We start from the raw sequence: 24,591 nt of genomic DNA, 5'->3' as shown, positions 1-24,591 counted from the left end.
AGGACCTCGCTTACGCATTTGCAGCTGCATCAGGACAGCGCTACCTTAGTGCCTTGATTTTTGTTTGGCAAGCCGCCCGATGACCACCCCTAAAAACGATAAAAATACCCGCACCACCGGCCGTCCCACCCTCAATGAAGTTGCTCGCCTCGCCGGTGTCAGTCCGATTACCGCCTCCCGCGCCTTGCGTGGGGTCAGCACCGTGGCCACCGAACTGGTGGAAAAAGTCCAGAAAGCCGCACTCGAACTCAACTACGTGGTCAACCCGGCCGCCCGCGCGCTGGCCTCGGCGCAGAGCCATTCGGTGGTGGTGTTAGTGCCGTCGCTGTCCAACCTGTTGTTTATCGATACGCTGGAAGCCATTCATCGGGTGCTCACGCCCAAGGGCTTCGAAGTGCTGATCGGCAACTTCCACTATTCGCGTGATGAAGAAGAAAACCTGCTGCGCAACTACATGGCTTATCAGCCACGTGGTTTGCTGCTGACCGGGTTTGATCGCACGGAAAGTTCGCGGCGGATGATCGAGGCCAGCAACATTCCCTGCGTGTACATGATGGAACTGGACAGCGCCGCCGGAGTGAACTGCGTGGGGTTCTCCCAGCTCAGCGCCGGTGAAACGGCCGCCGAACATTTGCTCTCCCGAGGGCGCAAGCGTCTGGCCTACATTGGCGCACAACTCGATCAGCGCACTTTGTTGCGCGGCGAGGGTTTCCGCAAAGCCCTGCAGAAGGCCGGTCGCTATGACCCGGACCTGGAAGTGCTGACCCCGCGTTCATCGTCGGTGGGATTGGGCGGTGAGCTGTTCCTGCAACTGCTGGCGGCGCATCCGGACGTCGATGCGATCTTCTTTGGTAACGACGACCTCGCGCAGGGTGCCCTGCTCGAAGCGCTGCGCAACGGGATCAAGATCCCCGAACAGGTGGCGATCCTCGGCTTCAACGACTTGCCGATGTCCGAACACATGGTGCCGCGCCTGAGTAGCATCAATACCCCACGAGAGGCGATCGGCCGGCGCGCGGCAGAGCAGATGCTGACGTTGATGGCGGGCAACAATGTTGCACGTCCGGTGGAAGACATGGGCTTTGAACTGAAAGTCCGTGAAAGCACCTGACCTCTGAAATCCCCGTGGTGGTCACAAATGCCGGGTTGAAACCCAACCCCTGTGGGAGCGGGCTTGCTCGCGAAGGCGTCGTGTCAGCTGGCATTTGCTTATCTGGCACACCGCATTCGCGAGCAAACCCGCTCCCACAATGGGCTCTGCGTGGGCTCAGTGGCTGAGCATGTCGACGAGGGCCAAAGCGCCTTTCTGCAGCGGCTGGCTCTTGAGCCACACCGCATGCACCGGCAGCACCAACCCGTTCTCGATGTTGCGGAAATTCAGTCGTTTCAAACGCCCGCTGTCCAGCCATGGCTGCACCACCGACAGCGGGAAATTGCCCCAGCCCAGCCCCGCCTCGACCATCTCCAGCGCCGCCTCCAGAGTGTCGGTGCGCCAGTGGGATTCGGCCACCAGCGGCCGGGTTTCGCTGATCGGCAGGTCACGGCTGGCGACGAAGATCTGCCGCACGTGCACCAGGTCCTCGAGAAACAGATCCTGCCCCTGCAACAACGGACTGTCCGCCGCCAGGGTGGCGATCATCCGTTCGCTGCCGACAAACTGAAAACGCTCCAGCACGTTCATGCTCAAGCCGGCGAACGCCAGGCAGACGCTGACGCGGCCACTGTGCAGCATCGCCAGCACGTCGTCCTGCGGAGCGGTCAGCACTTCGATGTCGAGCAGCGGATGGCGCTCGCAGATCACCTTGATCGCGGTGAGCAAGCGGCGGCGGTCGATGTCTGCGACCACACCGATCGACAACTTGCTCTCCAGCCCCAGCGATAACTCCACCGCGTGCACTTGCAGCTGCTTGAGCTGCTCGGCAATCAGCCGCGCATGGGGCACCAGTGACAGCGCCATGGCCGTCGGCTGCGGTTCGCGATGGCTGCGGTCGAACAGCGGATAACCGAGTTCGGCCTCCAGATTGCCGATGCCCATGCTGACGGCCGACGGCACCCGGCCCAGCGCTCGGGCAGCGGAGGAAAACGAGCCGCGCTCGATCACCGCGAGAAACAATTCGATGCTGTCACTGTTGAAATTCACACCACCACCTATCACCAAAACTGAAAGCTACTGACTTTTTCTGTCACCACTATTGAAGCTATCTTTCGCCGCCTCCGCCAGTCCCGCCGGCCATCGATGTCAAGACAGAGGCAAATCCGCATGCAAGGCGTCAAACGCAAACTGGTCTATGTGTCGCTTTACGAAGTGATCGGCATGACCTTCTCCGCCCTCGGCCTGGCGCTGTTGTCCGGCACCTCGCCCGGCAGCACCGGGCCGCTGGCGGTGATCATCACCACCATCGCCGTGACCTGGAATTTCATCTACACCTCGCTGTTCGAGCATTGGGAAAGCCGCCAGCCGTCGCGCACGCGCACAGTCAAACGGCGCATCGCCCATGCGGTCGGTTTCCAACTGACGCTGATCGTGTTCCTGATCCCGCTGATCGCCTGGTGGATGAACATCAGTCTGGTGCAGGCGTTCCTGCTGGACCTGGCGCTGATCATCTTCATCCCGTGCTACACGTTCGCCTTCAACTGGCTGTTCGATCGCGTCTTCGGCTTGCCGGCTTCGGCGCTGCCCGATTCCGCCGCCGCGGCATAAATCGTTAATGGCTAAACGGTTTTTGCAAGAAATCGGCGGTTCTTCGCGGCAAACCGCCGATATTCACAATCCGTGAACTCCGGTAGCAGGCTAAGCTTTTCCATCAATAAAAAATGGATCAGCCCCATGACTGCTCACGCCCCCGCCGCCGCGCAACGCGACGGCATCGACCCGATACGCGCCGCCGAGATTTCCGCCCGCATCGACCGCCTCCCTGCCGTCGCCACGATCTGGCGGCTGGTGGCGCTGTTGTCGATTGGCGGTTTCTTCGAACTCTATGACCTGTTCCAGACCGCCTACATCAGTCCCGGGCTGATCCGTGACGGGATCTTCGCCACCGGCAATCAGGGCGTGTTCGGTTTTTCCGATCAGGCGGCGTTTGCCTCGGCGACCTTCCTTGGCCTGTTCCTTGGCGCCAGCCTGCTCAGCCCGCTGGCCGATCGTTTCGGCCGGCGCGCGATCTTCACCTTTGCGCTGGTCTGGTACACGGTCGCCACAGTGCTGATGGGCATTCAAAGCTCGGCGCCGGGGATCATCTGCATGCGGTTTCTGGTGGGCATCGGCCTCGGTATCGAGCTGGTGACCATCGACGCCTACCTCTCGGAACTGGTCCCCAAACGCATGCGCAGCTCGGCGTTTGCCTTTGCCTTTTTTGTGCAGTTTCTGTCAGTGCCGGCGGTGGCGTTGATGTCGTGGTGGCTGGTGCCGCAGGCGCCGTTCGGCGTCTCGGGCTGGCGTTGGGTGGTGCTGGCGAGCGCGGTGTTTGCGCTGTTCATCTGGTGGCTGCGCAAGCGTCTGCCGGAGTCACCGCGCTGGCTGGCGCAACATGGCCGGTTCGATGAAGCAAAACGCATTCTCGACGACATCGAAGCACGCTGCGAGAAAGATCACCGCCAACCGCTGGACGCCCCCGAAGCAGTACCCGTCGACGTTGAGGGCAAAGGCCGTTTCGCTGATATCTGGCAGCCACCGTATCGGCGTCGGGCATTGATGCTGATCGTCTTTCACGTGTTCCAGGCCATCGGTTTCTTCGGCTTCGGCAACTGGCTGCCGGCGTTGCTCTCGGGGCAAGGTGTCAGCGTCACCCACAGCCTGATGTACGCGTTCATCATCACCCTCGCCTACCCGCTCGGGCCATTGCTGTTCGTGAAGTTCGCCAATCGTTTCGAGAACAAGTGGCAGATCGTCGGCTCGGCTCTCGGTGCCATGACCTTCGGCACTTTGTTTGCGTTGCAGACCAGTGCCTTCGGCCTGATCTTCTGCGGCGTGATGATCACCTTCTGCAACGCCTGGCTGAGCTTCAGTTACCACTCGTACCAGAGCGAATTGTTCCCGACCAACATCCGTGCGCGGGCGGTGGGGTTCTGCTATTCGTTCAGCCGCTTGTCGACGGTATTCAGCAGCCTGCTGATCGGGATGTTCCTCGACCACTTTGGCACGCCCGGGGTGCTGGCGTTCATCGTCAGCAGCATGCTGATCGTGATGCTGACCATCGGCTACTTTGGCCCGCGCACGCGCAACCTGGCACTGGAAAACATTGCCCATCGCTGACGGCCGCGCGGTCATCCTCTGCCGCCCGACGGCAAGGGATGACCGCTGCACCTAACGCGTAAAACATCCAACCCATTGAAACAAAAGGATATTCATGAAAGGCACGGTAATTGCTCTGATACGCCCGTCAGCAATTATTCATAGGTCCTCATCATGATGTTGGTCAGTGCAAAACAGCAGCAACTCATCCACCTGCCCAAGCGACTGGCGGAAGATGCGACCACGACCGCCGCTGCCGGCCTGCAAAGCGGCCTGCACGGCGCCATGCTGCAATCGATGCAGAATCAGGCCCAGTCACAAGCCACCGATGCAACGTCCAAGGTGCAGGATTCGGCCACGCAGATCGCCACCCAACAGGTCGCCGCCGCCGCGCGCATCAGCGACAACGTCGATGAGGCATTCGCCAAGACCCGTGTTGGTTTGCAAACCACCGACGCCACGGCTGCCGGCAGCACCACCGGCACCTCGGCTACCGACGCGTTCAAGGACTACATGAGCAAGTCGCCGGAACAGCGTCTGCGCGACAGCATCCTCAAGGACATGGGCATTACCGAGGAAGACATCCAGGCCATGCCGCCGGAGAAACAACTGGCCGTCGGCAAAGAGATCGCCCAGCGCTTGCAGGACAAGATGCAGCTGGCGCAGTCGGACAAAGCGAACGTCAATGACGTCAAGGACAGTGACAAGCTGGCGGACAAATTTCTCGCCGCGCTTTGATCTGAAGATTGCGCAGCAACCAATGTGGGAGCGGGCTTGCTCGCGAATGCGGTGTGTCAATCGGTACAAATGTCACTGATACACCGCATTCGCGAGCAAGCCCGCTCCCACATTTATGCGTTGCAGCTAGTTCAGCTGCAGCGTCGCATTGAACTGCCCGATCGCATCCACCACGTGCCGTGATCCCTGCTGAATCTCCAGGATCACCTCCCCCGCCTCATTCGCCAGTTCCACACCCAACCCGGTGCGGCTCAGGCTCGATTGCATGCTCGACACCGCGCTCAGCGACAGGTCATGGTTTTTGCGCACCACTTCGACAATCTCCAGCGTCGCCTGGCTGGTGCGTGCCGCAAGGCTGCGCACCTCATCCGCGACCACGGCAAACCCGCGCCCATGCTCACCGGCCCTGGCCGCTTCGATGGCGGCGTTGAGTGCCAGCAGGTTGGTCTGGTCGGCAATCCCGCGAATGGTCTGGACGATGGTGCCAATGATGTCTGACTGCTTGCTCACCGCATCGATGCTCAGCGCCGCTTCATTGAGGTCGCGGGAAATGTCCTGAATGATCTGCACGGTTTGCTGCACCACCTGTGAGCCTTTTTGCGCGCAGGCGTCGTTCTGTACCGAGGTGCTGTGGGCCGATTCCGCGGCGTTTTGCAACGTGGTCATCTGGCTGGTGATGTCGCTGGCGAACTTGACCACTTTGTACAAGCGGCCCTTGGTGTCGAACAGCGGGTTGTACGAGGCTTCGAGGTAGACCATCTGCCCGGACTTGTTCTTGCGTTCGAAACGGTGCGAGTGATATTCGCCGCGATTGAGCGATGCCCAGAACGCCTTGTATTGCGCAGATTCGGCTTCGGAACGGTGGCAAAACATGCTGTGGTGATGGCCGACGATTTCGTTGAGCGAGTACTGCATCGTTTTGAGAAAGTTGTCGTTGGCGGTAATCACGTTGCCATCCGGGGTGAACTCGATCACCGCCATCGAACGACTGATCGCCGCCAGCATGCTTTCTTCTTCGTGCTCTTTGTTGATCCGTGCAGTGATGTCCGCCGCCACTTTGATCACACTTTTGACTTGTTTATCCGGGCCATACACCGGCATGTAGCTGGCTTCGAGCCAGATCTCCTTGCCGGATTTGTTCAAGCGCAGAAACGTCCCGCTGATCGGTTCACCCCGCGCCAGGTCACGCCACAACCTGGCGTATTCCTCGCTGCGGTAAAACGCTTCCTCACAAAACACCCGGTGATGTTTGCCACGTACTTCCTCGGCGCTGTAGCCCATGGTCTTGCAGAAGTTTTCGTTGGCATCCAGAACAATGCCTTCGGGCGTGAATTCGATCATCGCCATCGAGCGGCTGATCGCTTCGAGCCTGGCGTTGGCTTCGGTCAAGGCGCAGCTGAAACGCTCGATTTCCTGCAGGTCAGCCTTGTGATGTAGGTTGAACATGGTTGTATCACCTTCCGCGCGGTCTTTTGATTTGATGAAAGTTCGGGTCTTTCAGAATCCACCACTACGTTCCACAGAACAGGCACACGCATTCCTCCACAGGAGGAAGTTGTCAGGTGATAAATGACGTTTAATCGGAGAGTCCATGCAGCGACGCTCTAATCAAGACATCCTTCTCTTGATAGCCCGCGAGCGGGCCAGCCCTAACGTGCAGAAGAACTTCCATGTAAAACAGGCTCCTTGTTGGTTCAGTGTCCGGTGCCTTTGATTGCGCACTCTGGCAGCGTTGAAATCACGGCTAACAGATGACGGTCGACATAGTTAGTTACAGCTCAGCATAGCCAGCGCAAAGCCTTGCGCAAGGCCACTAGTCGGCCAGTATCTGGCACTTTTTGCACAAGAATCGGTTCAGCGCGCGGTTGCGCGAGCCGTATCCGCCAGCAGGTCCATCAAGGCCTGCACCGCCGGTGAGGGCGTCTGTCCCGCTGGCAGCACCAACGAAAACACCCGTTCGATGGGTGGCGTCAGAGCAATGACTCGCAGCCCTTGTCTGTCAGCCGGCAAGGTCATTTCCGGCACCAGGCTCACGCCGAGGTTTTCCCGCACCAGGGTGAAAGCGCTGTTCCATTCGCGCACCTCGACCCGCACATCCTGCAACTGCAACCCGGCACTGGCGGCGAGGCTGCGGGCATTGGTCGAGCAACCGCCGGTGGCCAGCACAAACGGCAACGCCGCCAACTCTTGCAAGCTCACGCCCTGCCCGGTTCCTCGCAGTGCGAGCGGGTGCCCCGCCGGCACCACCGCGACCCAGGCATCGCGCCCCAACGGCCCGGCATTGCGCTCAGGTGTTGGGTTGAGCACCACGCCGACATCTACCAGACCGGCCGCCAACAGGGTTTCGACCTCGTCGTCGCTGACCTCCAGCGCTACCACTTCGATGCCCGGGTACAGGCGATTGAACTGGCGTAGCAGCGGCGGCAGAAAACTCGCCAGGACCATGGGAAAACTCGCCAGACGAATTGTCCCGCGCAGCATCGGGCGCACGCTGTCGACGGTCTGGCGAATGGTCTCCAGCGCACCGAGCATCAGCCGCGCTTGTTCGATCACCGGCAGGCCGATGGCGGTGGGCAGGGTCTGGCGGCTTTCGCGGCTGAACAGTTGCACACCCAGGGTTTCTTCCATCAACGCCAGGGCCTGGCTGGCGCCGGACTGCGTCATGCCGACCCGTTCGGCAGCGCGAGTGATGTTGCCGTGATCGGCCACGGCGACTACCAGCCGCCAATGCATCAGGTTCATCATGCCAGTAGCTGTCCTTATGGCTGCTTTCTGAAAGATTAATTTTACCGAGCGAACGCTGCACTATGACACTGGCGCCAAATCCTCACCAGAGAGCTGCCGATGAAGCTGTATTACGCCCCGCAAGCCTGTTCGCTGGCGCCGCACATTGTGTTGCGTGAACTGAAACTGCCCTTCGTGTTGATCCGTGTCGACAACCGCAGCAAGCGCACTGCCAGTGGCGAAGACTTCCTCACGATCAATCCCAAGGGTTATGTTGCGGCCCTGCAACTGGACAACGGCGCGATGCTGACCGAAGGCCCGGCAATCCTGCAGTATCTGGCGGATCTGCAACCGCAATCGGGGCTGGCCCCGGTGCCGGGCAGTTTCGAGCGGGTGCGCTTGCAGGAGTGGCTGAACTTCGTCTCGAGCGAGATCCATGGCGGACTTGGCGCCCTGTTCGACGAGCGCATGCCGGCCGAGGTGATCAAGGAGAAGTTGTTCAAGCGTTTTGCGGTATTGGTCGCGGTGCTGGAGCAGCAGGATTATTTGCTGCCGGGCGGCTTCAGCGTGGCCGATGCGCTGCTGTTTGTGGTGCTGCGCTGGGCCGGGTTGTTCGGGATTGAGCTGGAGCAGTGGCCGGCGCTGGCGCGGTTTCAGGCACGGATTGAGCGACGGCCGACCGTGATGGCGGCGTTGGCGGCGGAAGCGGCGTAGGCCTTTGGATCATTCGCGAGCAAGCCCGCTCCCACAGGGGTTTGAGCACACCACAAATCCAGTGTGGGAGCGGGCTTGCTCGCGAATGCTATCGGTCATTCAACACAAAAGCCCTTACAGACTCCCACTCACCTTGCTCGCCACCTCCCCCGGCACCCACCCCTTCCACACTTGCGGCTGATCGCGCAAAAACGCTTCGGCGACCTGACGCGGTGGCTGGCGTTTCTCGCTCATTACGGCCAGCGTCCGGTTCAGCAGATCAATCGGCAAATCGACCTTTTCAAAGAACGTCACCAGCTCCGGGTACTGCGCCTTGAACGGCGCCGATACGCCAATCGCCAGGCTCGCCGGCATCGAACGGGTGCCCTTGGGATTCGGGTTATTGGCATCGGCCAGGGTCTTCCAGGCTTCGGCATCGAACGGCGGCTCATCGAGCTTCACCAGTTTGAAGCGACCCAGCAACGGCGTCGGCGACCAATAGTAGAACAGCACCGGTTTGCCCCGTTTGATCGACGACGCCACCTCGGCATCCAGCGCCGCACCTGAGCCGGTGCGGAAGTTGACGAAGCTGTCGGTCAGCGCATAGGCCTTGAGCTTCTGGCTGTTGACGATCTCCGAAGTCCAGCCGGTCGGGCTATTGAGGAAACGCCCACGGCTCGGGTCTTCCGGATCGCGGAACACCTCCTTGTAGCGCGGCAGGTCGGCCACCGACTTCAGCTCCGGCGCCAACGGTTTGATCCCGCGCTCGGGGTCACCCTTGATCACGTATTCCGGCACCCACCACCCCTCGGTCGCACCCTTGACCGTGTCGCCCAGGCCGAACACCTTGCCTTCAGCTGCCGCCTTGACCCACGCCGGACTGCGCCCGGCCCATTCCTCGCCGATCACTTGAATGTCGTTTTTCGCCAGCGCCGCTTCCAGGCTGACGGTGCTGCCCGGCAGCGTGTCGGTCGGGTAGCCGTAGCCTTTTTCGACGATCAGCCGCAGCACTTCGGTGATGAAGCTGCCGCTCTCCCAAGTGATGTCACCGAAGTGGATCGGCGCGGTTTTCTCCGTGGCGGCAACGGCGCCGACGCTCAGGCTCAGCGCCAGCAGCGAGCTGCCGAGCAAGGTTTTGATCAATCTCATGCGGACCTCTTGTCTGTCAGGATTTGATTGGCGCTGTGGCGGTCGCACAGGGCTTGGGAGCGGTTCATGTACACGCTGACCGAACGTTGCGAGATGCCCAGTTCGGCGGCGATTTGCGGGTAGGTCAGGCCATCGACGCGCGCCAGCAGAAAGGTCGAACGGACCTTGCCGGGCAGGCGCTGCAGGCTGCGGTCGAGGCGGCTCAGGGTTTGTCGCTGTTGCGTGAGTTCTTCCGGCGAAGCGGCACACTCGGCCTCGACGTGCTGCGCATGGCGCCGCGCCAGATCGGCACGCCGCCAATGCTGATAGAGCAGGCGTTGGGCGATGGTGGTGAGCAAGGCGCGGGGTTCGCGGATGGCGGTCAGCGCGGGCGCTTCGAGCAGTTGCACGAAGGTTTCGCACGTCAGGTCTTCGGCACTCGCCGGGTCTTGCAGTTGGCGGCTCAGATAGTTGCGCAGCCAGTGGTAGTGGGCGCGGAACAGGCCGTCAACGGTGTGGCGATGTAATGGATCGGCGCCGGACATAGGGGCTCCTTGGCAAGGGGTCGCTGAATGTCCGGTGATCCGGTGGCGCGATCGTAGCAAGGCGCCTTATTCGTTAAAAATACTTAAAAAGAATCTTTATATTCCATAAAGAAATTAGCGAAGTAAGCCATACCCCTGTGCCTGGGCCTCGCGTTGATAACCGAGCAGGACTTCATAATCGCTTTCGCTGGCTGGTAATACGTGGGGCAGTCCAAGCGTGCGCGCAACGTCGGGCAGCTCATCCAGCGACTGATTCATCACCCGGAGCAGCTGTTCGATCTGCTCATCCGTGGCGGTGGCAGCGGTAATGAACGGCAGGGTCGGGCTCAATGCACTGCGCGCCACGATCCGCAAACCGCTGACCTCATCCGGCGCATATTGCGCAAGGTACGCATAGGTCACGCTGTCGATGGCCGCCAGATCGCCGCGATCCTCGCGCACCCAGCTCAGGCTCTCGCGGTGCGCCCCACTGATGCCGACAGTGGCGAAGAACTGCCCATCGCGGTGCAACGGCGCCAGACGCTGGCGCAACAGGTTCATGCCGCTGTTGGAGTCGTCACTGTTGATCACCCCGCGACTGCCGTGAAAATCCACCAGGGTGCTGCGTGCATCGTCAGCACGGCTGAGGATCAGGCTGCAGTGATTGCCGGCACTGGCGTCCGGCAGTTCGTAACGTGGACGCCCGACGATGCGCACCCGATTGCGCAGCAAAGTCATCAGCGGATAGCCGCAGGTTTGCGTCAGCAACAGGTTGGGTGACAACCAGGTATCGGGGAGCGACAGGCCTTCTGCATTCAGGCGGGCATGGCCGAGGTGCTCGAGGATGCGGGTGATCCAGCGTTCGCTGGCCGCACGAATGGGCTCGGGGGCGGTGTACATCAGCAGTTCGGCGAGGTGTTGGGGCATACACAGTGTCCCTGCAAATCAATAACCCTGTGGGGGGCGGTGGTGTTCTTCGGATCAGTGGAAGGGATGCTGCGGACTGTCGATCGGCCTGAACCCGTTCTGCCGCCACAACTGCCCATACCCCTGCACCAGAAACCCGCCACTGCGCGCCACCCATTGCTCGCGGCGCATCCGGTAAGCCTGGGGCAGGTCGTACCACGCCAGCCTCGGCAGGTCATGATGCACCAAATGAAAATTCAGATTCAGAAACAGCCAGCGCCACGGCCAACCGGCCTCGTTGAGCACGGTGCGCTGCTCCGGTTGCGCGTGCGGGCGGTGTTCATAGTAGGAGCGGATCAGCGCAATCGACAGCGCCGGCACACTGATCAGCAGCAAGTAATGCCAGACCGGCAACACGCTGTAGCGGGCGATGAACCACAGCATCAACAAGGTGAACGCGCCGTGGGTCAACCACATCAGCCAGGCCTGGCGTTCGCGGTTCTTCAGGCGTTGCAGCTCTTCACCGGCCAGCGTCAGTAACGCCAGCGGCGCACCGAGCAAAAAGCGCCCGAGCACGGTCTTGTTCAACCAGTGCAAGCTGCGCTCGAACAGCGAACTGCCCTGCCAGCGCGCCGCTGTCAGGTAACGGCTTTCCGGGTCGACACCGGGCACGGTCAGGTCTTCATCGCGGTGATGCAACAGATGGCTGTCACGGTACAAGGTGTACGGATACCACACGGCAAAGGGTGCGTAGCCGAGTAGCTTGTTGAGCCCTGTCCAGCGCGTCGGATGACCGTGCAGCAACTCGTGCTGCACCGACAGCCACAGGACCAGCAGCGGAATCAGCAGCAATGTACTCACGCTTCGACCGAGCCACTGGCTGTTGAGCAGGATGGCGAACCAACCGGCGTACACGCCGATCAGCAGCAACCAGGTAGGCCATTCGGTGCGGGCGGTGAAGCGTTGGCGCAGGGTTTCGATCTGTTGCCGGTGATCGGCGTCGAAGTAATGGGACATGGCGTGGCTCGGAACGGGAATCTTCCCCTTCTGTGCAACGAGGCCGCTGAATCTTGCAGATTATTTTTGCGCTTGAGCGGGAGCCCGAGAACCGGGCCCCCGAGGGACATGATCAATGACCGAAAATATCGACTTTCTTGGCCTTCTTCTCCGCACGCTTTTCAATGGCGGTCTTGGCCGGTTTCTTCTTCGCGGCTTTCTTTGAATCCATACCTTTGGACATGATGCGTACTCCACTCACAGGGATGTAGGCTCAGGTATACACCTATCCTGCGTCGCCCGTTCTTTTATAATCGGCGCTTTGCCCGCCGACAGTCCGATCCCATGTCCGATACCCAGTACGTCCTGCTCGACGAGCCTTTGTGGCCGTTGATGAACAAGTTTTACCGCAGCCACCAATCGTCGATGAAGGCGGTACGCGATGCGCAATTGTGGGTGGCACGCCGCGAAGAGATCGTTGCCGCGCTGTGCTTGCGCCCGGTGGCGGGTGGACGCTGGTTGACGGGGTTGTTTGTCGATCCCGCGTGTCGTGAGCAGGGGATTGCCGCCGAGTTGATCGCGGCGGCCGTGCAGGGTGTGACAGAGCCGGTGTGGCTGTTCTGCCATCCGGACTTGCGCGGGTTTTATGAACGCCGCGGCTTCAGCTTCGACCCTGCCCTGCCCCAGGCGATGGCGGAACGGTTGAGCCGGTATGCACGGAGCAAGCCGATGATTGCAATGGGGCTGGAGCCATAAAGATCAAAATGTGGGGCATTGGAATGAAGGTTCTCAGAATCAGTCGTCCGCAGCGGGATCGAGATCCGGGAACATCACTTCGGTAAAACCGAACTTGCTGAAGTCGGTAATGCGCGACGGGTACAAGCGGCCGATCAGATGATCGCACTCATGCTGCACCACCCGCGCATGAAAGCCAGACGCCACGCGCACGATCGGCTCGCCCTTGGGATCGAAGCCTTCGTAGCGAATCTGCTGATAACGATCCACCGCACCCCGCAGACCGGGCACCGACAGGCAGCCTTCGAAGCCCTCTTCTGTCAGCGGACTCAACGGCGTGATCAGCGGATTGATCAGGATTGTCTGCGGCACTGCTTCAGCCTCGGGATAGCGTTCGCTGTGCTCGAAACCGAAGATCACCAGTTGCAGATCGACGCCGATCTGCGGCGCAGCCAGCCCAACGCCGCCGACGCTTTCCATGGTCTGGAACATGTCATCGATCAGTTGCCACAGCTGCGGGCTGTCGAACATCTCGGCCGGCAACGGCGGGGCGATGCGCAGCAGGCGTTCGTCGCCCATTTTGAGGATTTCACGAATCATGATCAGGCTTCGTCAGTGTCCGGCTTGAGCGAGTGGTCGCGTCCCAGGCCCGAGACATGTTGTTTGGGGTGTTCATCGAGTTCGCCGGGGACTTTCTCGCCCTCATCCTTGCCCTCGCTGGACATGTGTTCGATCACCGCATTCATCTCGGCCCCAAGCAGCAGCACGGCGGCGGAAATATAGAAATACAGCAACAGCACGATGATCGCCCCGATGCTGCCATACATTGCATTGTAGTTGGCGAAGGTTTTGACATAGAACGCAAAGCCCAGCGAGGCGACGATCCACACCACCACAGCCAGCACCGAGCCTGGGGTGATGAAGCGGAATTCCTGTTTGACGTCGGGCATCACGTAGTAGATCAGGGCCACGGCGACCATCATCAGAATCACGATCACCGGCCAGCGCGCAATCGTCCACACCGTGACAATGACTTCTTCCAGACCAACCTGCGCGGCAATCCAGCCCATCACCTGCGGCCCGAGCACCATCAGCGCAGCGGCGGCCAGCAGCATGCCGGCGATGCCGACGGTGTAGAAAATCGACAGCGGAAAGCGCTTCCAGATCGGCCGGCCTTCGACCACGTCATAGGCCGCGTTCATCGCGCTCATCATCAGGCGTACGCCTGCAGAGGCGGTGTACAGGGCGATGACAATACCGACCGAGAGCAAGCCACCCTTGGACTGCTGCAACTGATCGATCACCGGGTTGACCTGTTCGAGCGCCTGCGGCGGCAGCACCAGTTCCGATTGCAGACGCAGCCAGGTGAAGAAGTCCGGCAGGTGCAGGAAACCGATCAGGGCAATCAGGAACAGAATGAACGGGAACAGCGAGAACAGCATCTGGTAGGCCAGTGCCGAGGCGTAGGTCGACATCTCGTCGTCGATGAATTCAGTCACCGTGCGCACCATCACCCGGTGCAAGGGCAGACCTTTCATGTCTGGAAAAATCATTCGCGTCTCCTTTCGCCGCAAAACAGGTTGAAGTCGTGGCGACTCAGGGGCCGTTTTTTACATCACGGTAGCCTACTTGGCGACCTTCGTGGATGACCGTGGGGTTTTGACACAAAAACGGCCATCCTTGGATGGCCGTTCCTGTGTTTCGTTCAAGGCTGGATTACGCCTTGTCGATGGTTTTCTTCACTGCATCTTTGGCTTTGCCGACGGCTTGCTGGGCTTCGCCTTTTTTCTCTTGAACCTTGCCTTCGGCCTGCAGCTTGGTGTTGTCAGTGGCTTTACCAACACCTTGCTTGATGTTGCCGACCGCTTCGTTGGCCATGCCTTTTACTTTATCGCCAGTGCTACTCATGGTGTTTCTCCTTGGTGCATTGAAGGGGAAAAGTCAGTACGTAATGATTGACCGGGCGGGTTTGCCGCGAGTTTCATTTATTTTTGCCCTTCATTTCGTCGTGCAACACAGGTTGGGCTTTATGTTTGCCCCGCAAGCCCCGAGAATGCGCACCTATGGGCGCCGTGCGCCAACGATCAGATCCCGCAGGAATGTTATGAAACTCGATAAAAAGCAGGCCATTGCCCGTCGCAATCAGGAACTGGGCGGTGCTGTGCTCGGCACCAACAACTGCCACTTCGCCGAACTGAACCGCAACCGCAACATCTGGTGGTTCGACCTGCCGGTGTCGCGCCTGGCGATCGGTCAGTACGAGTGGATTCACCTGTTGATGCACACCCCGGCCACCGACGAACTACTGCACCTGAAAGTGCCAACAGTGTTCCTGCGGGAAAAACTCGAAGGTCTGGTGATTCGTAATGAAGGCAAGCGCAAGGCGGCATTGAGCCTGGAACTGAGTGCAGACAAGGATTCGTATCTGCAGGACATGCGTCCGGCGGGGACCAACGTGAATTTCGCGCCGTTCCGCCAGTAACAGCAAAGCTTCGCGAGCACGCTCGCTCCCATATTTGACGGTATTCCAACTGACATGTGGGAGCGAGCCTGCTCGCGAAGCCGGCCTCACCGTCACTACAAATCTACCGCCTGCCCCAACAAAAAGCCCCGCATCTGCGGGGCTTTTTATTCAGGCGGCGGACTTCGCCTTGATCTTCTTCAGCTCTTCGTCACGCAATTCGCGGCGCAGGATCTTGCCGACGTTGGTGGTCGGCAGCGCATCGCGGAACTCCACCGAACGCGGGACCTTGTAGCCGGTGACGTTCGCGCGCATGTGCTCCATCACGGTTTCCTTGGTCAGGGTCACGCCCGGCTTGGCGACGATGAAAATCTTGATCGCCTCGCCCGACTTCTCGTCCGGCACGCCGATGGCAGCGCACTGCAAAACGCCCGGCAGCGTCGCCAGCACGTCTTCCAGTTCGTTTGGATAGACGTTGAAACCGGAGACCAGAATCATGTCTTTCTTGCGATCGACAATGCGCATGTAGCCATCGGGCTGGATCAGCGCGATGTCACCGGTCTTCAGCCAGCCTTCGCTGTCGAGGATCTCGTCGGTGGCTTCCTGACGCTGCCAGTAGCCCTTCATCACTTGCGGGCCTTTGACGCACAGTTCACCGATTTCGCCCATCGGCTGCTCGACACCGGCATCGTCGATGACTTTGCACAGGGTCGACGGCACCGGAATGCCGATGGTGCCGATCTGGATGTTCTGGATCGGATTGACCGTGGCCACCGGGCTGGTTTCGGTCATGCCGTAACCTTCGCAGATCGAGCAACCGGTCACCGCTTTCCAACGCTCGGCTGCGGCCAGTTGCAGGGCCATGCCGCCGGACAGGGTGACTTTCAGGTTGGAGAAATCCAGCTTGCGGAAGCCTTCGTTGTTGCACAGCGCCACGAACAGCGTGTTCAAGCCGACAAAGCCGCTGAACTTCCACTTCGACAGTTCCTTGACCATCGCCGGCAGGTCGCGCGGGTTGCTGATCAGGATGTTGTGGTTGCCGATCAGCATCATCGCCATGCAGTGAAAAGTGAACGCATAGATGTGGTACAGCGGCAGCGGCGTGATCAGGATCTCGCAGCCTTCGTTGAGGTTCGAGCCCATCAGCGCTTTGCACTGCAGCATGTTGGCGACGAGGTTGCGGTGCGTCAGCATCGCGCCCTTGGCCACGCCGGTGGTGCCACCGGTGTATTGCAGCACTGCGACATCACTGCTGTGCGGGTTGGCTTCAGCCACAGGCTGGCCCTGGCCCTTGCTCAGCACGTCGTTGAACTTGACGGCCTTGGGCAGGTGGTAGGCCGGCACCATCTTTTTCACGTACTTGATCACGCTGTTGATCAACAGGCGTTTGACCGGCGGCAGCAGGTCGGCGACTTCGGTGACGATGACGTGCTTGACGCCGGTTTTCGGCACCACGGTTTCCGCCAGGTGCGCCATGTTTGCCAGGCAGACAAGGGCTTTGGCGCCGGAGTCGTTGAATTGGTGTTCCATTTCCCGCGCGGTGTACAGCGGGTTGGTGTTGACCACGATCAGCCCGGCGCGGATCGCACCGAAGACGGCGACCGGGTATTGCAGAACGTTGGGCAGTTGCACGGCGATTCGATCACCGGGCTGCAAGTCGGTATGCTGTTGCAGATACGCGGCAAATGCACCGGACAATTCGTACAGTTCACCGTAGGTGATTGTCTTGCCCAGGTTGCTGAAAGCCGGTTTGTTGGCGAAGCGTTGGCAAGATTGCTTCAACACTGCCTGAATATTCGGGTACTCGTCTGGATTGATGTCGGCAGCAATTCCAGCCGGGTATTTATCCTTCCAAAAGTCTTCGATCATGGAAGCCCACTCCTCAGCAACGCGAATTCTTCACCGCATTTGATGCGATTATTATTGGTGTGTGTTTTGTATTGGTGAATCTGGCTTTTAGATAGGCCGAGAAGTCACAAAGCGCGCCGAGAGTAGCAGCTTTGCCGAGGGCCGACTAGAGCCAAAAGCGGCCTCCATGGTCACTTTGATGACTCAAGACTTTCTAACAGTCATTTTAGAGCAAAAATCCTATAAACCCCTGAAAGCCCCGGTTTTCGGGGTCATCAAACAAAAATTCGCGAGCAGGCTCGCTCCCACAGGGACTACATCTATCCCTGTGGGAGCGAGTCTGCTCGCGAATGCGCGAAGCGCAGCCATCAAGGGCTACGCGATATCGCGCAACTCCCGCCGCAGAATCTTCCCGACGGGCGTCATCGGCAACGACTCGCGCAGCACGATGTGTTTCGGCACCTTGTAAGCGGTGAAATTCTCTTTGCAGTAGGCCTTGAGTTCTTCGAGGCTGATCCCGGCTTCCCGCGCCACCACAAACAGCTTCACCGCCTCCCCTGATCGCTCGTCCGGCACACCGATCACCGCGCAGTTGGCGACTTTCGGGTGGGCCATCACCACGTCTTCGATCTCGTTGGGGTACACGTTGAAACCGGAGACGATGATCATGTCCTTCTTGCGGTCGACGATGCGCACGAAACCGTCCGGGTCGATCACCGCAATGTCACCGGACTTGAACCAGCCCTCGGCGTCCAGCACTTCGGCGGTGGCTTCGGGTTTGTGCCAGTAGCCTTTCATGATCTGCGGGCCTTTGATGCACAGTTCGCCGCGCTCGCCCATCGGCTGCTCGACACCTTCGTCATCGATGACTTTCAGCAGCGTGCCCGGCACCGGCAGACCGACCGTGCCCAGACGCGACTTGTCGCCATACGGGTTGGTGCAGGCCACCGGCGAGGTTTCGGTCAGGCCGTAACCTTCGGTGATGCGGCAACCGGTGATCTGCTCCCAGCGCTCGGCGGTGGCCTTGACCAACGCAGTACCGCCGGAGTTGGTCAGCTTGAGGCTGGAAAAATCCAGGGTCTTGAAGTCCGGGTGATCCATCAGCGCAACGAACAGTGTGTTGAGCCCCAGCAGCGCCGAGAAGCGCCAGTTCTTCAGTTCCTTGATGAAGCCTGCGATGTCCCGCGGGTTGGTGATGAGCACGTTGTGGTTGCCGGAAACCATCATGCACATGCAGTTCGCGGTGAAGGCATAGATGTGATACAGCGGTAGCGGCGCCACCATCACTTCCTGTCCTTCGCGCAATAATGGCTGGCCGTCAGGCCCCAACTGCGCGAGACACGCACGCACCTGCTGCATGTTCGCCACGAGATTGCCGTGGGTCAGCATCGCGCCTTTGGCCAGGCCGGTGGTGCCGCCGGTGTATTGCAACACGGCGATGTCGTCGAGGCCGACTTTCAGCGGCTTGATGCCCAGACCACGACCCAGGCGCAGTGCACTCTTGAACGAGATCGCCTGCGGCAGCGAATAGTCCGGAACCATTTTCTTCACTTTGCTGACCACGGTGTTGATCAGCCAGCCCTTGGCGGCGGGCATCAGGTCGCCCATCTTCGCTTCGATCAGGTATTGGATGTCCGTGTCGGGCAGCACTTCCTGGACCTTCTGCCCGAACATGTTCAGGTACACCAGCGCCCGGGCACCGGAGTCCTTGAACTGGTGGCGCATCTCACGCGCGGTGTACAGCGGGTTGGTGTTGACCACGATCAGCCCGGCGCGCAAGGCACCGAACACGGCAATCGGATATTGCAGGACATTGGGCATCTGCACCGCAATGCGATCGCCCGGTACCAGATCGGTATGCGCTTGCAGATAACCGGCGAAGGCGGCGCTCTGGCGTTCGAGCTCAGCGTAAGTCAGGGTCACGCCCATGTTGCTGAACGCCGGACGGTCCGCGAACTTCTTGCAGGAACGCTCAAACACCTCGATCACCGACTTGAACTCGCCCATGTCGATGTCCAGCGGTACGCCAGCGGGGCGTTTATCATTCCAGAAATCAGGTTGCATTGTTCTTGTCCTCTTTACCTGAATCGATCCGGGAGCCGCTTTTCTGTCGTTTTGCTCTTGTTCCTTAAAAGCAAAAAGCACAAAGCGGAGCTTCACGGACACTAGCAGTTATGGCCATTGAGGCAAATATGGGCGATGGCGACATTGATCGTATGAATCTTCCTGCCGTGGCGTGGGCTGATCGGACGCGCTATACAATGCAACGACTGCGGGCCGTTACCGCTCGATAAAAAGGAATTGCCATGATCCACCACGCCTTCTGGCTGGACGCGAGTGACCGCAGCCGCCTGTTCGTCAACCAGTGGCTGCCGGCCGCGCCATTGAAGGCGGTGATCCTGCTGGCCCACGGCATGGCCGAACACAGCGCACGCTACGAGCGGCTGGCAGAGGCGTTTTGCGCACAAGGTTACGGTGTCTACGCTCCGGACCTGCGCGGCCATGGCAAGACCGCCAACCACGGAACACTCGGGCATTTCGCCGATGACGATGGCTGGTGCAAGGTGATCGGCGATCTGGCCAGCCTCAATCAGCACATCGGCCAGCAACATCCCGACGTGCCGATCATCCTGCTCGGGCACAGTATGGGCAGCTACCTCGCCCAGGGCTATCTGCTGCACCACAGCGCCAGCCTGCACGGGGCGATTCTCAGTGGCTCGAACTTTCAGCCGGTGGCGCTCTATGGCGCGGCGCGACAGATCGCCCGTCTCGAGAAACTGCGTCAGGGCGCCAAAGGGCGCAGTGCGTTGATCGAGTGGTTATCGTTCGGCTCGTTCAACAAAAAATTCAAACCGGCGCGCACGCCGTTCGACTGGCTGAGCCGCGACCCGGTCGAGGTCGACCTGTACGCCAATGACCCGTTGTGCGGCTTTCGCTGCACCAATCAATTGTGGATCGATCTGCTCGGTGGCTTGCAGCAAATCAGCAAAGCGTCCAATCTCGCCCAGATCGACCCGGGCCTGCCGCTGCTGGTGATCGGCGGTGAATGTGATCCGGTGAGCGAAGGCAAGCGTCTGACAGATCTGGCCGGTGCGTTGCGCACAGCCGGCAGCCAGAACCTGCAACTGAAGATCTACCCGCAGGCGCGGCACGAATTGTTCAATGAAACCAATCGCGACGAAGTGATTGCCGATGTGCTGACCTGGATCGACCAGTCGCTGAGCCATCGTCGGCCTCACCGCAGCGAATAATTTTTGTGGATTCACTTTAATCCGTCACAGGAATCAAGACCGATGACCCAGGTTACCAACATCCCTTACGAAGCCCTCGAAGTCGGGCAGACCGCCAGCTACAGCAAAACCGTCGAAGAGCGCGACATTCAGCTGTTCGCCGCGATGTCGGGCGACCACAACCCGGTGCACCTGGACGCCGAGTTCGCGGCCGCCAGCATGTTCAAGGAACGCATCGCTCACGGCATGTTCAGCGGCGCACTGATCAGCGCTGCCGTTGCGTGCGAGCTGCCTGGGCCGGGCACCATCTACATCGGTCAGCAAATGAGCTTTCAGAAGCCGGTAAAGATCGGCGACACCCTGACCGTGCGCCTGGAAATTCTCGAGAAGCTGCCGAAGTTTCGCGTGCGCATCGCCACGCGCGTGTTCAACCAGCGTGATGAGCTGGTAGTGGATGGCGAGGCTGAGATTCTCGCGCCGCGCAAGCAACAGACCGTGACGCTGCCGACTCTGCCGGCGATCAGCATCGGTTAAGCAGTTACGCAAAAAAGTGGGAGCGAGCCTGCTCGCGAAAGGGCCGAGTCAGCAACAACCTCGTTGCATGACACACCGCATTCGCGAGCAAGCCCGCTCCCACAGGTTTTTCAGTGAAGCTTACGAACGGGCGCGAGCCTGATTACGCAGGGCTTTGACCTGATCGTGATTGCGTTGCACACCATGGTATTGGCGCTCGACCAGATCACGAATACCGACCAGGTTGTGCTTGTTGATTTTTTCGATGGCTTCACGATAAGCCTTCAGGGCGTGGTCTTCACCGCGCTCGGCTTCGTTGAGTACGGCCTCCTCGTCTTTGCCGGTGAACATCGCTTTGACGTCGACCCAACGACGGTGCAGGTCGCCGCTGACGCTGGTAGAGGTTTCCGGATCACCGCCCATCGAACGCACGGTGGCCTGCAGTTCAGCCGCAGCTGTAGCGCAATCAGCTGAGCGCTTGGCGAACAGCGCCTTGAGTTCCGGATGCTTGATGTCTTCAGCGCAAGTCTTGAACCCTTCCTGACCGTCCTTGCTGGTTTCGATCAGGTCGTTGAGTACGGAGATGGCTTCTTTATTCATGTCGGTCATTTTTCAATTCCTTGCGATCGGTGGAAGATGCAAGGGTTATTGCAGTGTGCGTGCCAGTTTTTAAAATTGATTTTTTCCTTTATTTATCAATCAGTTAAAAATAAATGAACCATCTGTATCACGGTTATTTGCATGAACTGTCATTTGGCCTGCATGCAGAATGCCTGTATTTTCCAGACTGTTTTGAAACCCGATGATTGTCGCTGATGAATCCTGAAAAGCTTGAACTGCTGATCACCCGTGAAATGCCCTTCGGCAAGTACAAGGGCCGGATCATTGCCGACCTGCCGGGGCCGTATCTGAACTGGTTTGCCCGCGAAGGCTTCCCGCACGGCGAACTCGGCGGGCTACTGGCGCTGATGCACGAAATCGACCATAACGGTTTGTCTGACCTGCTCGAACCACTACGCGCCAAACATGGCAAACCTGCCCCGCGCCACTGAAGCGCCCTCCTCCCTGGAACCGAGCCGATCATGCCTGACAACACCCGCCGTGCCCGTGACGAAGCGTTCTGGCAGACCTTCGCCGACCGCTATGAAGCGCAAACCGGCCCGCTGAACCTGGAGAACGGTTATTTCGGACGCATGTCGCGCACGGTGATCGAGGACTACCAGCGCAATATCGAGCAGATCAACACCAGCAACTCGGTGTATGTGCGCCAGCGTTTCGAACAGCACGACAGCCTCGACATCCGTGCGCAACTGGCGGAGATGATCGGCGTGCGAGCGCAGAGCGTGGCCTTCACCCGCAACGCCAGTGATGCGCTGCAGTCGCTGATCCGCAATTACAACCGCCTGCAACCCGGCGACCAGGTGCTGATCTGCGACCTCGAATACGACACGGTCAAAGGGGCCATGCGCTGGCTGGCACGGCATCGCGGCGTGGACGTGATCGAAATCAGCCACACCCACCCGGCCAGTTTCGACAGCCTGCTGGACACGTACCGCGAAACCTTCATCCGTTATCCGAAACTCAAGCTGATGGCGCTGACCCATGTCACCCACCGTACCGGACTGGTGATGCCGGTACAGGCGATCGCCGCGCTGGCGAAACAACACGGGGTGGACATCATCCTCGACGGCGCCCACGCCCTCGGCCAGATCGAGTTCAACCTCGAAGCACTGGGCATCTCGTTTGCCGGGTTCAACCTGCACAAGTGGATTGGCGCGCCGCTGACCCTGGGTTTTCTGTACATCGCCCCACAACGCCTTGCCGACATCGATCCGGACATGGGCGAAATGCACTTTCCGGCCAGCGATATCCGCGCCCGTACCCCGTACAGCACGCCGAACATTCCGGCGCTGATGACCCTGCCACTGGTGTTCGAGGAACACCGCTCGCTCGGCGGCGCGGCGGCCAAAGGCGCGCGACTCAATTACCTGCGCAACCTGTGGGTCAGCGCGGTGCGGCACCTGCCGGGGATCGAAGTCATGACCCCGGACGATCACCGCCTGTATTGCGGCATCACCTCGATGCGCTTCACCCGCCACGCCGACCAACAGGCGATGGTCGAGCGACTGCTCAACGAGTACAACCTGTTCACCGTGGTGCGCAACGGTGCGGCGAGCGGGCCGAGCATCCGCATTACACCAGGGCTGACCACCACCGCTGCCGACATGCAGACGCTGACCCGCGCCCTTAACGAGCTACGCTGATCCGCTCACACGGTGTACTTGTCGAAGTCTTCGGGTTTGATCTGCGATGAGGCGGCAAAGGTGTCGATGCCGATGGTCAAGTGTCCGAAAAATCCGTCCTCGTGAGAGTCACGGCCGATCGGCCACACGATCAGGGTCGAGGCTTCGCCCCCACCGTTCGCGTAATAGCTGTCTTCGGCATTGTTCAAGGGGGCCGAAGCCCGCCCGCGATAATCCCGGGCATTGAGCACCGAGCGGGAAACCACTTCAGGGAAATACAGCTGCCCGACCCAGGCGACGTTGCGCTCCTCGAGATATTCACTGCCGGCCACGATGCGCACCGCGACGTGAATGTGCAGTGCGCGACCAGCGTAGAACCCCGGATAGATCGTGGTGAACCGTGCCCGTCCCAAGTGATCGCAGAACTGGCTGCCGCGCAGGTAGGTGTCATCGTCGGTGCGCGGGATCGAACCGATGGCATCGGTGCCGACTTCCAGATCCGGATTGATCCGACTCCACCCCGAGTAGGCACCCCGCGCGTTGCAGTGCCAGATATCGACCAGCGCCCCACTCACCGGCTCGCCGGTCATGGCGTCGACGATGCTCAGGCGCAGCAGCAATGGCAACCCTTCGGCGCCTTCGCTGATGTCGCGGCGCAGCAGCTTGGGATTGCGGAAGTACGGCCCGGCGATTTGCTCGGGGGCCAACTGATAGATCGGTTGTGGCGATGAGGCTGAAGTATCTCGTTCCATGACACGTTCTCTCTTCCATAAGATGAACGCAGATTAACGACGCACGAGGCTCTCGGTGCGGTAACTATGTATCGCGCCATGTCTCATGACTTTTTCCGGGCAAAAAAAACGGTGCACCGACCAAGCGCACCGTAAAGCCGTAGAACACACAACGAAGTGTCAGGTAAAACTTTCAATCCAGCAGCATCAGTCCAGCAGCGCCAGGGCCTCGGCGGTGCATTCCTGAATGCGCGCCCAGTCGCCGTTCTTGATCCATTCAGGATCAAGCATCCAGCTACCGCCCACGCACATGACGTTTTTCAGCGCCATATAGCTCTTGATGTTGGCCGGGCCGACGCCGCCAGTCGGGCAGAATTTCACTTCGCCGAACGGGCCGCCAAGCGCCTTGATTGCCGCCACACCGCCGCTGACTTCAGCCGGAAACAGCTTGAAGCGGCGATAACCCAGGCCATAGCCTTCCATGATGCCGGAGGCGTTGCTGATGCCGGGCAACAGCGGGATCGGGCTGTCGACGCTGGCTTCGAGCAGGTCACGGGTGATGCCGGGGGTGACGATGAATTGCGAACCCGCCGCTTCGGCAGCCGCGAGCATGTTGCGATCGAGCACGGTGCCGGCGCCGGTCATCAGTTCCGGACGCTGCTCGCGCAGGATCTGGATCGCCTTGAGACCGAACTGCGAACGCAGGGTCACTTCCAGCGCCGTCAGGCCACCGGCCGCCAGGGCGTCGGCCAACGGCAGCACGTCCTGTTCACGGGCGATGGTGATCACCGGCAGGATCCGCGCCTTGGCGCAGAGGCTGTCGATCAGGGCAACTTTGTCCGCCATGGAAACGGTCGGGGATGGGGTTGTCATAGCGGCTGTTCCTTGGC

25 protein-coding genes and 2 pseudogenes are annotated in these 24,591 nt (G+C 60.0%); 11 read left to right on the top strand and 16 right to left on the bottom strand.

The window, feature by feature from the left end:
* Positions 1-79 precede the first annotated feature (79 nt).
* Positions 80-1,111: a LacI family DNA-binding transcriptional regulator gene (locus U862_RS0124680; protein WP_025112853.1), complete on the top strand. Its 1,032-nt coding sequence runs from the start codon at positions 80-82 to the stop codon at positions 1,109-1,111.
* Positions 1,112-1,267: 156 nt separating this feature from the next.
* Here U862_RS0124680 and U862_RS0124675 read toward each other — a convergent pair whose 3' ends face one another.
* Complete coding sequence (locus U862_RS0124675) at positions 1,268-2,140, bottom strand: LysR family transcriptional regulator (RefSeq protein WP_025112852.1); 873 nt, start codon at positions 2,138-2,140, stop codon at positions 1,268-1,270.
* 120 nt (positions 2,141-2,260) lie between these two features.
* Here U862_RS0124675 and U862_RS0124670 point away from each other — a divergent pair, with 120 nt between their 5' ends.
* The 3 genes from U862_RS0124670 to U862_RS0124660 all read left to right on the top strand — a co-directional run bounded on the left by U862_RS0124670 (position 2,261) and on the right by U862_RS0124660 (position 4,969).
* Complete coding sequence (locus U862_RS0124670) at positions 2,261-2,701, top strand: PACE efflux transporter (protein ID WP_025112851.1); 441 nt, start codon at positions 2,261-2,263, stop codon at positions 2,699-2,701.
* 126 nt (positions 2,702-2,827) lie between these two features.
* On the top strand, positions 2,828-4,252 hold the full coding sequence (locus U862_RS0124665; RefSeq protein ID WP_025112850.1) for an MFS transporter: 1,425 nt from the start codon (positions 2,828-2,830) through the stop codon (positions 4,250-4,252).
* Positions 4,253-4,408: 156 nt separating this feature from the next.
* Positions 4,409-4,969: a hypothetical protein gene (locus U862_RS0124660; protein ID WP_025112849.1), complete on the top strand. Its 561-nt coding sequence runs from the start codon at positions 4,409-4,411 to the stop codon at positions 4,967-4,969.
* A gap of 126 nt (positions 4,970-5,095) precedes the next feature.
* Here U862_RS0124660 and U862_RS31540 read toward each other — a convergent pair.
* From U862_RS31540 to U862_RS0124645, 3 genes and pseudogenes are all read right to left on the bottom strand, one after another.
* A pseudogene (locus U862_RS31540) lies at positions 5,096-5,527 on the bottom strand (methyl-accepting chemotaxis protein); the annotation flags it as partial.
* Between the two features lie 111 nt (positions 5,528-5,638).
* A pseudogene (locus U862_RS31535) lies at positions 5,639-6,415 on the bottom strand (PAS domain-containing protein); the annotation flags it as partial.
* A gap of 408 nt (positions 6,416-6,823) precedes the next feature.
* Positions 6,824-7,714: a LysR family transcriptional regulator gene (locus tag U862_RS0124645; protein WP_025112847.1), complete on the bottom strand. Its 891-nt coding sequence runs from the start codon at positions 7,712-7,714 to the stop codon at positions 6,824-6,826.
* Between the two features lie 99 nt (positions 7,715-7,813).
* On the opposite strand from U862_RS0124645, the gene gstA reads away from it, so the two are divergent.
* Positions 7,814-8,407, top strand: coding sequence for a glutathione transferase GstA (gene gstA, locus U862_RS0124640; protein ID WP_025112846.1), 594 nt, complete (start codon positions 7,814-7,816; stop codon positions 8,405-8,407).
* Positions 8,408-8,521: 114 nt separating this feature from the next.
* Here the strand turns inward: gstA and U862_RS0124635 are convergent, their stop codons facing one another.
* From U862_RS0124635 to U862_RS0124620, 4 genes are all read right to left on the bottom strand, one after another.
* The gene (locus tag U862_RS0124635; RefSeq protein ID WP_025112845.1) at positions 8,522-9,535 is read right to left on the bottom strand and encodes an ABC transporter substrate-binding protein; all 1,014 of its coding nucleotides are present in this window, start codon (positions 9,533-9,535) and stop codon (positions 8,522-8,524) included.
* Entirely contained in the window at positions 9,532-10,059 is a 528-nt protein-coding gene (locus U862_RS0124630; RefSeq protein WP_025112844.1) for a sigma-70 family RNA polymerase sigma factor, read from the bottom strand. Before U862_RS0124630 ends, U862_RS0124635 begins: the two co-directional genes overlap by 4 nt.
* 114 nt (positions 10,060-10,173) lie before the next feature.
* The gene (locus tag U862_RS0124625) at positions 10,174-10,965 is read right to left on the bottom strand and encodes a phosphate/phosphite/phosphonate ABC transporter substrate-binding protein (RefSeq protein WP_025112843.1); all 792 of its coding nucleotides are present in this window, start codon (positions 10,963-10,965) and stop codon (positions 10,174-10,176) included.
* Positions 10,966-11,019: 54 nt separating this feature from the next.
* Positions 11,020-11,961 (bottom strand): fatty acid desaturase, encoded by a 942-nt coding sequence (locus U862_RS0124620; protein WP_025112842.1) that lies wholly within the window; start codon positions 11,959-11,961, stop codon positions 11,020-11,022.
* Between the two features lie 324 nt (positions 11,962-12,285).
* On the opposite strand from U862_RS0124620, the gene U862_RS0124610 reads away from it, so the two are divergent.
* On the top strand, positions 12,286-12,696 hold the full coding sequence (locus U862_RS0124610) for a GNAT family N-acetyltransferase (protein WP_025112841.1): 411 nt from the start codon (positions 12,286-12,288) through the stop codon (positions 12,694-12,696).
* A gap of 39 nt (positions 12,697-12,735) precedes the next feature.
* On the opposite strand, the gene def is transcribed toward U862_RS0124610, so the two are convergent.
* From def to U862_RS0124595, 3 genes are all read right to left on the bottom strand, one after another.
* Positions 12,736-13,275 carry a peptide deformylase gene (gene def / locus U862_RS0124605; protein WP_025112840.1) on the bottom strand — a complete coding sequence of 180 codons (540 nt, stop codon included), beginning with the start codon at positions 13,273-13,275 and terminating at the stop codon, positions 12,736-12,738.
* A 2-nt stretch (positions 13,276-13,277) separates the two neighbouring features.
* Entirely contained in the window at positions 13,278-14,228 is a 951-nt protein-coding gene (locus U862_RS0124600; protein ID WP_025112839.1) for a YihY/virulence factor BrkB family protein, read from the bottom strand.
* Positions 14,229-14,391: 163 nt separating this feature from the next.
* A complete protein-coding gene (locus tag U862_RS0124595; RefSeq protein WP_025112838.1) occupies positions 14,392-14,583 on the bottom strand; it encodes a CsbD family protein in 192 nt (63 codons plus the stop codon).
* Positions 14,584-14,779: 196 nt separating this feature from the next.
* Between U862_RS0124595 and U862_RS0124590 the strand changes: the two genes are divergently transcribed.
* Positions 14,780-15,157 carry a hypothetical protein gene (locus tag U862_RS0124590; protein WP_007951149.1) on the top strand — a complete coding sequence of 126 codons (378 nt, stop codon included), beginning with the start codon at positions 14,780-14,782 and terminating at the stop codon, positions 15,155-15,157.
* Positions 15,158-15,307: 150 nt separating this feature from the next.
* On the opposite strand, the gene fadD1 is transcribed toward U862_RS0124590, so the two are convergent.
* Both fadD1 and fadD2 read right to left on the bottom strand, forming a co-directional pair.
* Positions 15,308-17,005 carry a long-chain-fatty-acid--CoA ligase FadD1 gene (gene fadD1 / locus U862_RS0124585; protein ID WP_025112837.1) on the bottom strand — a complete coding sequence of 566 codons (1,698 nt, stop codon included), beginning with the start codon at positions 17,003-17,005 and terminating at the stop codon, positions 15,308-15,310.
* Between the two features lie 354 nt (positions 17,006-17,359).
* On the bottom strand, positions 17,360-19,048 hold the full coding sequence (gene fadD2 / locus U862_RS0124580; protein WP_025112836.1) for a long-chain-fatty-acid--CoA ligase FadD2: 1,689 nt from the start codon (positions 19,046-19,048) through the stop codon (positions 17,360-17,362).
* Positions 19,049-19,290: 242 nt separating this feature from the next.
* Between fadD2 and U862_RS0124575 the strand changes: the two genes are divergently transcribed.
* Both U862_RS0124575 and U862_RS0124570 read left to right on the top strand, forming a co-directional pair.
* A complete protein-coding gene (locus U862_RS0124575; RefSeq protein ID WP_025112835.1) occupies positions 19,291-20,235 on the top strand; it encodes an alpha/beta hydrolase in 945 nt (314 codons plus the stop codon).
* 42 nt (positions 20,236-20,277) lie between these two features.
* Positions 20,278-20,748, top strand: coding sequence for a MaoC family dehydratase (locus U862_RS0124570; RefSeq protein ID WP_003227420.1), 471 nt, complete (start codon positions 20,278-20,280; stop codon positions 20,746-20,748).
* A 120-nt stretch (positions 20,749-20,868) separates the two neighbouring features.
* Here U862_RS0124570 and U862_RS0124565 read toward each other — a convergent pair whose 3' ends face one another.
* A complete protein-coding gene (locus U862_RS0124565; RefSeq protein ID WP_025112834.1) occupies positions 20,869-21,336 on the bottom strand; it encodes a PA2169 family four-helix-bundle protein in 468 nt (155 codons plus the stop codon).
* A gap of 206 nt (positions 21,337-21,542) precedes the next feature.
* Here U862_RS0124565 and U862_RS0124560 point away from each other — a divergent pair, with 206 nt between their 5' ends.
* Both U862_RS0124560 and U862_RS0124555 read left to right on the top strand, forming a co-directional pair.
* Positions 21,543-21,779 (top strand): DUF3820 family protein, encoded by a 237-nt coding sequence (locus U862_RS0124560; RefSeq protein WP_025112833.1) that lies wholly within the window; start codon positions 21,543-21,545, stop codon positions 21,777-21,779.
* 30 nt (positions 21,780-21,809) lie between these two features.
* Complete coding sequence (locus U862_RS0124555) at positions 21,810-22,991, top strand: aminotransferase class V-fold PLP-dependent enzyme (RefSeq protein WP_025112832.1); 1,182 nt, start codon at positions 21,810-21,812, stop codon at positions 22,989-22,991.
* A 5-nt stretch (positions 22,992-22,996) separates the two neighbouring features.
* Here the strand turns inward: U862_RS0124555 and U862_RS0124550 are convergent, their stop codons facing one another.
* Both U862_RS0124550 and U862_RS0124545 read right to left on the bottom strand, forming a co-directional pair.
* Positions 22,997-23,722: an intradiol ring-cleavage dioxygenase gene (locus U862_RS0124550; RefSeq protein ID WP_025112831.1), complete on the bottom strand. Its 726-nt coding sequence runs from the start codon at positions 23,720-23,722 to the stop codon at positions 22,997-22,999.
* 186 nt (positions 23,723-23,908) lie between these two features.
* A complete protein-coding gene (locus U862_RS0124545) occupies positions 23,909-24,574 on the bottom strand; it encodes a bifunctional 4-hydroxy-2-oxoglutarate aldolase/2-dehydro-3-deoxy-phosphogluconate aldolase (protein ID WP_016773539.1) in 666 nt (221 codons plus the stop codon).
* Positions 24,575-24,591: the final 17 nt, after the last annotated feature.

Source organism: Pseudomonas sp. H1h, assembly GCF_000633255.1.
Lineage (GTDB): Bacteria > Pseudomonadota > Gammaproteobacteria > Pseudomonadales > Pseudomonadaceae > Aquipseudomonas.
Note: the sequence above shows the minus strand (reverse complement) of the source record. Positions and strands in the feature narration are given on the sequence as shown.

Excerpts from the sequence above, each read along its gene's own strand:
- U862_RS0124610 (WP_025112841.1), top strand. The coding sequence starts at position 12,286 with ATGTCCGATACCCAGTACGTCCTGCTCGACGAGCCTTTGTGGCCGTTG.
- def (WP_025112840.1), bottom strand. The coding sequence starts at position 13,275 with ATGATTCGTGAAATCCTCAAAATGGGCGACGAACGCCTGCTGCGCATC.
- fadD2 (WP_025112836.1), bottom strand. The coding sequence starts at position 19,048 with ATGCAACCTGATTTCTGGAATGATAAACGCCCCGCTGGCGTACCGCTG.
- U862_RS0124595 (WP_025112838.1), bottom strand. The coding sequence starts at position 14,583 with ATGAGTAGCACTGGCGATAAAGTAAAAGGCATGGCCAACGAAGCGGTC.
- U862_RS0124575 (WP_025112835.1), top strand. The coding sequence starts at position 19,291 with ATGATCCACCACGCCTTCTGGCTGGACGCGAGTGACCGCAGCCGCCTG.
- U862_RS0124600 (WP_025112839.1), bottom strand. The coding sequence starts at position 14,228 with ATGATTTTTCCAGACATGAAAGGTCTGCCCTTGCACCGGGTGATGGTG.
- U862_RS0124560 (WP_025112833.1), top strand. The coding sequence starts at position 21,543 with ATGAATCCTGAAAAGCTTGAACTGCTGATCACCCGTGAAATGCCCTTC.
- fadD1 (WP_025112837.1), bottom strand. The coding sequence starts at position 17,005 with ATGATCGAAGACTTTTGGAAGGATAAATACCCGGCTGGAATTGCTGCC.
- U862_RS0124570 (WP_003227420.1), top strand. The coding sequence starts at position 20,278 with ATGACCCAGGTTACCAACATCCCTTACGAAGCCCTCGAAGTCGGGCAG.
- U862_RS0124545 (WP_016773539.1), bottom strand. The coding sequence starts at position 24,574 with ATGACAACCCCATCCCCGACCGTTTCCATGGCGGACAAAGTTGCCCTG.
- gstA (WP_025112846.1), top strand. The coding sequence starts at position 7,814 with ATGAAGCTGTATTACGCCCCGCAAGCCTGTTCGCTGGCGCCGCACATT.
- U862_RS0124635 (WP_025112845.1), bottom strand. The coding sequence starts at position 9,535 with ATGAGATTGATCAAAACCTTGCTCGGCAGCTCGCTGCTGGCGCTGAGC.
- U862_RS0124670 (WP_025112851.1), top strand. The coding sequence starts at position 2,261 with ATGCAAGGCGTCAAACGCAAACTGGTCTATGTGTCGCTTTACGAAGTG.
- U862_RS0124680 (WP_025112853.1), top strand. The coding sequence starts at position 80 with ATGACCACCCCTAAAAACGATAAAAATACCCGCACCACCGGCCGTCCC.
- U862_RS0124660 (WP_025112849.1), top strand. The coding sequence starts at position 4,409 with ATGTTGGTCAGTGCAAAACAGCAGCAACTCATCCACCTGCCCAAGCGA.
- U862_RS0124645 (WP_025112847.1), bottom strand. The coding sequence starts at position 7,714 with ATGATGAACCTGATGCATTGGCGGCTGGTAGTCGCCGTGGCCGATCAC.
- U862_RS0124625 (WP_025112843.1), bottom strand. The coding sequence starts at position 10,965 with ATGCCCCAACACCTCGCCGAACTGCTGATGTACACCGCCCCCGAGCCC.
- U862_RS0124590 (WP_007951149.1), top strand. The coding sequence starts at position 14,780 with ATGAAACTCGATAAAAAGCAGGCCATTGCCCGTCGCAATCAGGAACTG.
- U862_RS0124630 (WP_025112844.1), bottom strand. The coding sequence starts at position 10,059 with ATGTCCGGCGCCGATCCATTACATCGCCACACCGTTGACGGCCTGTTC.
- U862_RS0124555 (WP_025112832.1), top strand. The coding sequence starts at position 21,810 with ATGCCTGACAACACCCGCCGTGCCCGTGACGAAGCGTTCTGGCAGACC.
- U862_RS0124550 (WP_025112831.1), bottom strand. The coding sequence starts at position 23,722 with ATGGAACGAGATACTTCAGCCTCATCGCCACAACCGATCTATCAGTTG.
- U862_RS0124665 (WP_025112850.1), top strand. The coding sequence starts at position 2,828 with ATGACTGCTCACGCCCCCGCCGCCGCGCAACGCGACGGCATCGACCCG.
- U862_RS0124565 (WP_025112834.1), bottom strand. The coding sequence starts at position 21,336 with ATGACCGACATGAATAAAGAAGCCATCTCCGTACTCAACGACCTGATC.
- U862_RS0124620 (WP_025112842.1), bottom strand. The coding sequence starts at position 11,961 with ATGTCCCATTACTTCGACGCCGATCACCGGCAACAGATCGAAACCCTG.